The following is a 7,490-nucleotide window of genomic DNA, read 5'->3' as shown; positions in this document are numbered from 1 at the left end:
TGCGCTTTGTCAGGCTTCAGTTCACCGACATCAACGGAATCTTGAAGAATGTAGAAGTAACACCTGAAATCTTCCTCGATTCGTGGGAAAAAGGTATCATGTTCGACGGTTCATCCATCGAGGGTTTTGTGAGAATCGAAGAGTCTGATATGTACCTCAAACCTGTCCTTGACACCTTCGCTGTCCTTCCATGGACGGTCGACGGGGCGAAGAGCGCTCGTGTAATATGTGACGTCTACACTCCGGACGGAAAACCCTTTGAGGGTGATCCCAGATACAGACTCAGAAGAATGATGGAAAAGGCAAAGGAGCTCGGTTATACCCCATACGCGGGACCCGAAATGGAGTTCTTTATTCTTCCCGTCAACGAAAAAGGAGAACCCGTCCCCGAGTTCCTTGATCGCGGAGGATACTTCGATCTTCTTCCTCTGAGTAAGTCCGAAGAGATAAGAAGAGACGTAGCTATCGCTCTGGAGAGGATGAGGGTTATAGTTGAAGCCACGCACCACGAGGTGGCTCCATCACAGCATGAAGTAGACTTCAAATACGACACTTTCTTGAAAACAGCAGACAACGCTCAGACGGTCAAACTCGTTATCAAAACTATGGCCATATTCCACGGTTACTATGCAACCTTCATGCCAAAACCGTTCTACGGCGTGAATGGTTCTGGTATGCACGTTCACATGAGTCTTTTCAAAGGTGACCAGAACGCTTTCTATGATCCAAACAAACCCCTTGAACTCTCCGATGATCTCAGATACTTCGTCGGAGGTATCCTGAAACACGCGAAAGCACTCGCCGCTGTCACCAATCCAACGATAAACAGCTACAAGAGACTCGTTCCAGGATACGAAGCTCCCGTTTACATCACGTGGTCCGTTGGAAACAGAAGTGCCCTCATAAGGATACCAAAAGCAAGAGGAAAGGCCACAAGGTTGGAATACAGATCCCCAGATCCATCCTGTAACATCTATCTGGCGTTCGCAGCCATTCTTGCCGCCGGTTTAGATGGGATCGTCAACAAGATAGAGCCACCCAAACCCGTTGAAGAAAACATCTATCACATGACCCCTGAAAGGAGGGAAGAATTGAACATAGACTCCCTCCCTGCAAACCTGAAAGAGGCTATTGAAGAGCTCAAGAAAGATGATGTTATAATAGATGCACTGGGGAAGCACATCTTTGAGAAAATCGTGGAAACCGCTGAGAAGGAGTGGAAAGAATACAGCGCTTACGTTACAAACTGGGAATTGCAACGTTACTTGTATCTCTGACGGTTCTTGCCTACGCTGGAATCCTCGAGACGAAGAGGATTGTTCTCAATATGAACCCCATGAGAGGAACGATCAACGAGGGTGTCATCACCCTCGTTGATTCTTTAAAAAGAGAGATTGTGTCTATAAACTCCCGCTCGAAAAGGATCATTGCCCGATTTACGGGCTTTTCTTACCCTGTCTGGGGCATGTACATTGATGGAAAGTGGTACGTCACGGATATGTTTGAAGGAAAGTTCACAGAACTATCCTCCACGGGGAGAAGAAGACGGGAGATCACTCTAGGGGGTGATCCTACCACTTTTCTCTATCATAACGGTATTTTCTACATCTCTCTCTTCTCCCAAGGGACCCTTGTAGGGGTGGACAGACGCACATTCAGAGTGGTGGAAAGATATCACCTGGGAGTTCCCAGTACCTATTTCGTTCCCACAAAGAAAGGAATCGCCTATCTTTGTTACTGGAAAAATACCAACGAACCCGACGTGGTGTATCTCTACCGTGGGAGTATGAATCCCGTTCGTCTGGGATTGTCCCGTCCTCTGCGTTACATAGAGGGAGCGAGTGGCGATTATGTGCTCGATTACAGAAATGGCTGGCTTGTGAAATTGATCGATAGAAGAATCGTCTGGAAGAGAAACCTCCCGGATTTTGCCTATGGTATTTCCTTCTACGGTTCCGATCTGGCAGTTGCCAGCCTCGTTTCTCCTGTTGTTTCCGTTGTCGACAGAAACGGAAGCGTGAAACAGATCAACGTGCCACACCCCGTACTGTACCTCGAAGAGATCGGAGATTACCTGGTGGCACTTTCTGTGGAAGCAGAGGAGATATATCTGATAAAGAATGATAGAGTCGTTCAAACGATGAAAACAGGCAGGTACCCTCTGAAGATCTTCAAAATCTCAGAAAAGGAGTTCGCCGTCCTCTGTACTGATTCCGGGGAGCTTATTTTCTACACGGTTTACTGACTCTTTTCTAGAGTGGCCAGATTTACCAGAAGGTTGTAGGAAAACCACACATCGTCCAGTTCAAAAAACTGAGGCTTTGTTGTCTTTGTATCTCTGTACACCATGATTCCCTCTTTGTACGGGATGACCGAGATAATCTTTTTGTTAAGGAATCTTGTAGCTTCTCGTTTGCCCAACGAAATACATGGGCTAGCTCTGTTTTCTCAACAGGATTTCCTTTAAAACCTTCCACCTTATAGTAAACACCACGTGCGATCCTCACACTGAAACCGGAATATCCTCCCACGTATTCTCTGCGTTTTCTCACCTCGTAGTTGTCAACGTCTTGGAAGTCCACACTGGCACTTCTGACTTTCCAAGAATGACTGGAACGGGCCCGTTGAACTGTTCTATCTCTCCACGCAACACTTTTCTCAACAATCTTCCCTTCACGAACTTCGTGTATGAATTTTTCCTGTTCAGCTCGCCCACCGAAAGTCCTGTTTCTTCCATGAAGCGACCCAGTTTTCTCTCCTCTACTTCTCTAGGTTGCCATCGTCCAGAAAGTGATCCACCATCTTTTCTCAGGCAGTCACAAGGACATTTTTCACGTCTTTTCCCGTTCTGAAGTGAGCCTGGGCTATCTCAAGAAGCTGCTTTTCGAGAGATCGGAAATTCCCAGTTGTGAAAGCTTTTTCAGCAAGATCCAGCATCTTCTTCCATCCCTCTTGGTAGATCTTCTCGCACGCTTTATGTTTGGTTCTCAGAAAGCTGGCTGGTTTCCCACAATATCTACACTTGCCCAAGGTTTTCACCTTACTATTCCACCACGATTTTACTGCAGACCTTCATTCTCAGTCCTTTGATTTCCAGCGTGACTCTCAGGAAGTAAACCTGATGAAATCCCGTGGGTTTTTCAGGAGGTACTCCAACCAGCAAATTTTCTTTTTCTTCTACGTTCTTTCTCAACCAAACCGTTTCTCTGAAATCCCTGCTCTTCGATATTGTAAACCATAACTCCGCATCTACGATCTCTGAGCTCTTCTCAACCGAGATTTTTCCATCTTCATAGAAAAACCTTACTTCCGGCAGTCTTGGATACAACTTGAAGAAGGAAGAAATCGTTTCCACGATCTCTTTAATATTCTTCAAGTTGTGCCTGTCGTTTGGAGAATAGAAGAGAAAAGTGGTTCCCGGTAGATCGTCCACATAGAGATTCGCCGAATCGACCGTCCAGTACTCGTCATTTGTGCCAAGCACAAGAATCTTGGGAAGATCAAGCCTCAGCCTCATGGTGTACGGATCAACTATCTCCAGAAGGTCCTTTGCTTTTCTGTTTTCTACCAGATCAAGGAGGCCCCTTTCTTCGTAGTCCTTCAGCTTCTCACTGTAAGTACCATAGTACTCTTTTTGATGTAAGAGCTGAGCCTCTATGTTCAGATTGTCGTACACCATTGGAGCGATGGCGAAGACCCGTGGATCGAAGATCGCCGTAAGATACGTAGTCCATCCTCTTTTCGAAGCGCCCGAAACCATGAAACCTTTTATTTCAAAGCCTTTCTTTTCCAAAAAGTCCTGCACTGTATCCATGGCTTTTATCACACCGTAAGTCATGGGAACAAGAAGGGGAAGATACGGATCCGGTGTTTCAAGATACATTCTGAACGTTTCCGAAATCAACGCGTCCTCCTTTAATCCGAAGATCGGCTGATTCGGTACATCACCAACAATAATTAATGGTGCTTCAAACATTTCTGCAACCCACAGATATTCTTTTATGTCTCCGAGAAAAGAAGTGTAATAACGTTCGTTTTCCTCCCTTCTGCTTCCTCCCGAAACGAGCAGAAAAGCCCTGTCATGGTATCTCACTCTCGATGGGAGAATAACTCCTACTCTGTGGAACCACTGAATCTCTTGCCATTTCATTCCATAGGATTTGAGAACGTATATTTCCTCTCCCTCCTGAGTGATGGTTGAGATCTTTGTTTCGTAAAAAGGCATTCCTCTTTCCTGAGTGAGAATATCCAGTGGGTGAATAGAAAAGGCCATTGTCACCATCACAAGCAGAGAGATGAGCATTGCTCTTTTCATCCTCTCACCCCTTTTCTGAGAATCGGTGTTATCCTCTCACTTCAGAAGATACCATAAATTGAGGGGCAATTATCTGCATTGGAAAGCCGTAACGATCAATCGACGGATCTCTTGGAAGCGTTTCCCAGGGAAGCTGGCAAAAGGCAGTGAGTACAAGAGCTTCCAGAATATCATGGGGTTTGACTCTTAGGTTCTCCTGTATCTCTTTTATTCTTTTCTGTGGTGAATATCAAAAATCTTCTCAGCATCCTCACTCTTTGTTCAATTCTCGTGTTTCGAGATCAAAAAGCCTTCAGAAAGTCTCACAAAACAAAGCTCTGGATGAGGCTCTCTGACCGTGTTGACATACGAAGTATTCTCTCTCAAAAAAGATCCACTTTCTTCACTTTTCCCACAGTGTTCCAGAACTGGAAATCCTTTTTCTTGAATTCTTCTGTTAACTTTCAATGCTGCTGTGTAACTTTCCTGATAAACAGCCTTTTTATGTGTGGGTGATTTCTTTGTCAGAAGTGGTGGTAAAATTGCTCTCGTAGATAAGACGTTCATCTTGAAGACAAAATATTTGTAACTCCTCCTGGGATGTTTACGAACATATTTTGCTCATCAAAAATTTCAAGAACACCTTCTCATCAACATCATAAGCAACTTTGATATTCGAGTTTTCATCAGGTATTACGATAGTTAGCCCAGGAGTGTACTTTCCTTTAGTTTCCACCAGCACTTTACAGTTGATGGTTTTCAGAAATTCAGGTTTTATGCAGTAGGATACAGCAAGAGGATCGTGCATACAACTGAAATCAAATTTCAAAAAGTCCCACCATATCTCTATCAATCTCACTAAAACTTCACTTAACGGCGTCCCAACCCTCCTGATCTTTTCAAGATGAGAACGATTTATAGGAACTCTCATTGTTACATCTAAACCCACCATTGTTATAGGGATACCGGAATTGAAGACCACAGAAGCTGCTTCTGGATCACACTTTATATTGTGTTCTATATAAGGCAGGTTGAGGGCATTTTTGAATATTCTTGCAACTCCCCCCATCATCACAATTTCTTTAACATTTTCAATGATTTTGGGCTCCTTTATGATTGCTGTTGCTATGTTCGTGAGAGGTCCGATGGTTACAAGTGTTATTTCCCTAGGATTTTCCATAATTTTCTCTATTATGAAATCTACAGCGTGTTTTTCGATGGGTTTTAATTCTTCATCTTCTTCTGTCAAAATCCCTTTTCCTTCGTGACCCGTCCACCAAACATCTCTTTCTCTAAGCAGAGGTTTTTCTATACCAGCAGCTACTGGCACATGATCTGTACCAATGAGCTTAAGAAGTTTCAAAGCTATTCTTGCCCTCAGCAAAGTATCTCCATATACGGTTGTGATACCTACAACTTCCAATTCAGATGATTTGAGAGCAAGAGTTACAGCGATAGCATCATCAACATCAGAGCCAATATCTGTATCTATCAAAATTTTGCTTTTCATGAATGAGACCTCCTATGTTTATGAAGATTTATGGAAATTATGAAATCGTTTTCGAAATCGTTTCCATGAAGATGGTAAACAGAAACACTCTCTATAGTCAAGTGTTAAAACAGGACGAAAAATGGAGAAAATAAACATTAATCTTCAATACTTCCAAATAACTTCGAACAGGTCATAATATTTGCTATTTTTCATGTATGGTACATATTGCTTTCGTTGGTAAAAAGTAAAGCAATATAATTTTATAGTTAACAATAATTTAACTTGACACGACGATATTTTTTATTTAACAATATGGTTAGAAGGTTGCGTGCAACATGCAACTAACTAAAAGGAGGAAACCACCTTGTCTCTTTCACCAACTCAACACCAAATTCTGCGAATATTGGTAAAACATGAGTTGATATCTATGAAAGAAATTGCCAAAGAACTTTCCATAAATCCTTCGACCGTTTCCAGAAACTTCCGAGGGTTATTAGAAACAGGCTTTGCTCTGAAAAAGGATGAAGTTCCACCAGGGATGCAGGGTGGAAGAAAGACCAATCTTTTCTCTGTGAATCCCAACAAATTCTTCGTTGGAGGAGTTGGCGTTGAACAAAATGGGTTAATGGCTGTTGTTATTGATGCCAAGGGAAATCCTGTTGAAACCTTTGAAGAACGGGGTGATATTTCAAAAAACAAATTTGTTCCTTCGCTGTTTAAAACAGTGGAAACAATAACCAAGAAGTATCCAAATATTCTTGGTGTTTCTATTGGAATGCCAGGAATCATCCAGGATGGAAAAGTGGTTTTCTCCTCAGCAATAGGTGTTGAAAACCTTGAATTATCGAGAATGATAAAGGAGAGATTCGGTTTTGAAGCTTTGGTTCTCAATGACGCAAACGCAGCAGTGGTAGGGTGTTCACTTTATAGAAGAAATGTTGTTTACTTTCTTCTTTCTGTTCCTTATTACTTGAATTTGCCAGTAGGAATTGGCGCAGGGCTTTGGATCGAGGATAGACTCTACGAAGGTTCAAAAGGAGCAGCAGGTGAGTTTGAGGAAGAAACGCTTCCACCCATTTTTGACAAACCATCGAATTTAGGTGAAGTGAATCTGAAAACACTTCCTGTCGAAGTTTTTTCAGATCTTTTTGAAAAACTCGTTTCAATTTCAACTCTTGTGGCGTATTTGCTTGATCCCGAGGCCCTTGTATTCGGTGGTGATATTACTCTCTTTCCCAACACATTCATAGAAGAACTTGAAGACAGAATTAGAGAACATCTTCAAAAAAGACATATCTCTGAAACTGAAATCTTGTTTGACGAAAAGGGACTTTGGACAACTGCTTTTGGATCTGCTCGTGCATTTTGGAGAAAGATCTTGGAAGAATACGAATTTGCTCAAAAAGTTTTCGAACTCAACAGGGAGGGATAATGAGTGGAATACGGAAAACTCTTTTTCTGTGGTTTTAATGACTTTAACGATGAAATAATTGAAATTGTTGAAAAATACAAGCCCACAGGAATTTTGATCTATCCTGGTCTTCTAAGTAAAGAGTATCTTTTTCTTGATTTCCTGAACTTTTTATCTAAAAAGGGAAAGTTCCTTGTGAGTTCGGATCATGAAGGCGGACAACTTGAAGTTCTAAAATACGTGCCATCCTGCCCGGGAAATTTAGCTCTTGGAAGAGGAAGTGAATCTAACAC

8 protein-coding genes and 1 pseudogene are annotated in these 7,490 nt (G+C 42.5%); 4 read left to right on the top strand and 5 right to left on the bottom strand.

The features are described from left to right. Both glnA and J7K79_RS05845 read left to right on the top strand, forming a co-directional pair. Window positions 1-1,277: type I glutamate--ammonia ligase (gene glnA, locus J7K79_RS05850; RefSeq protein WP_296906217.1), on the top strand; the 1,277-nt coding region annotated here is incomplete at its 5' end. Next, on the top strand, window positions 1,217-2,245 hold the full coding sequence (locus J7K79_RS05845; protein WP_296906215.1) for a hypothetical protein: 1,029 nt from the start codon (window positions 1,217-1,219) through the stop codon (window positions 2,243-2,245). The genes glnA and J7K79_RS05845, both read left to right, overlap by 61 nt. Window positions 2,246-2,548: 303 nt before the next feature. On the opposite strand, the gene J7K79_RS05840 is transcribed toward J7K79_RS05845, so the two are convergent. From J7K79_RS05840 to J7K79_RS05825, 5 genes are all read right to left on the bottom strand, one after another. Then, complete coding sequence (locus J7K79_RS05840) at window positions 2,549-2,737, bottom strand: hypothetical protein (RefSeq protein WP_296906212.1); 189 nt, start codon at window positions 2,735-2,737, stop codon at window positions 2,549-2,551. A gap of 71 nt (window positions 2,738-2,808) precedes the next feature. Beyond that, the gene (locus J7K79_RS05835) at window positions 2,809-2,937 is read right to left on the bottom strand and encodes a hypothetical protein (RefSeq protein ID WP_296906209.1); all 129 of its coding nucleotides are present in this window, start codon (window positions 2,935-2,937) and stop codon (window positions 2,809-2,811) included. A 106-nt stretch (window positions 2,938-3,043) separates the two neighbouring features. Continuing rightward, window positions 3,044-4,315 (bottom strand): PhoPQ-activated protein PqaA family protein, encoded by a 1,272-nt coding sequence (locus J7K79_RS05830; RefSeq protein ID WP_296906208.1) that lies wholly within the window; start codon window positions 4,313-4,315, stop codon window positions 3,044-3,046. Window positions 4,316-4,576: 261 nt separating this feature from the next. Beyond that, the gene (locus tag J7K79_RS09475) at window positions 4,577-4,861 is read right to left on the bottom strand and encodes a DUF429 domain-containing protein (protein WP_366932594.1); all 285 of its coding nucleotides are present in this window, start codon (window positions 4,859-4,861) and stop codon (window positions 4,577-4,579) included. A 37-nt stretch (window positions 4,862-4,898) separates the two neighbouring features. Further along, entirely contained in the window at window positions 4,899-5,804 is a 906-nt protein-coding gene (locus J7K79_RS05825) for a nucleoside hydrolase (protein WP_296906205.1), read from the bottom strand. A gap of 346 nt (window positions 5,805-6,150) precedes the next feature. On the opposite strand from J7K79_RS05825, the gene J7K79_RS05820 reads away from it, so the two are divergent. Both J7K79_RS05820 and J7K79_RS05815 read left to right on the top strand, forming a co-directional pair. Next, the gene (locus J7K79_RS05820) at window positions 6,151-7,218 is read left to right on the top strand and encodes an ROK family transcriptional regulator (protein WP_296906202.1); all 1,068 of its coding nucleotides are present in this window, start codon (window positions 6,151-6,153) and stop codon (window positions 7,216-7,218) included. Between the two features lie 3 nt (window positions 7,219-7,221). Next, a pseudogene (locus J7K79_RS05815) lies at window positions 7,222-7,490 on the top strand (glycoside hydrolase family 3 protein); the annotation flags it as partial.

This window comes from Thermotoga sp., assembly GCF_021162145.1.
In the GTDB taxonomy this organism is placed as follows: Bacteria; Thermotogota; Thermotogae; order Thermotogales; family Thermotogaceae; genus Thermotoga.
Note: the sequence above shows the minus strand (reverse complement) of the source record. Positions and strands in the feature narration are given on the sequence as shown.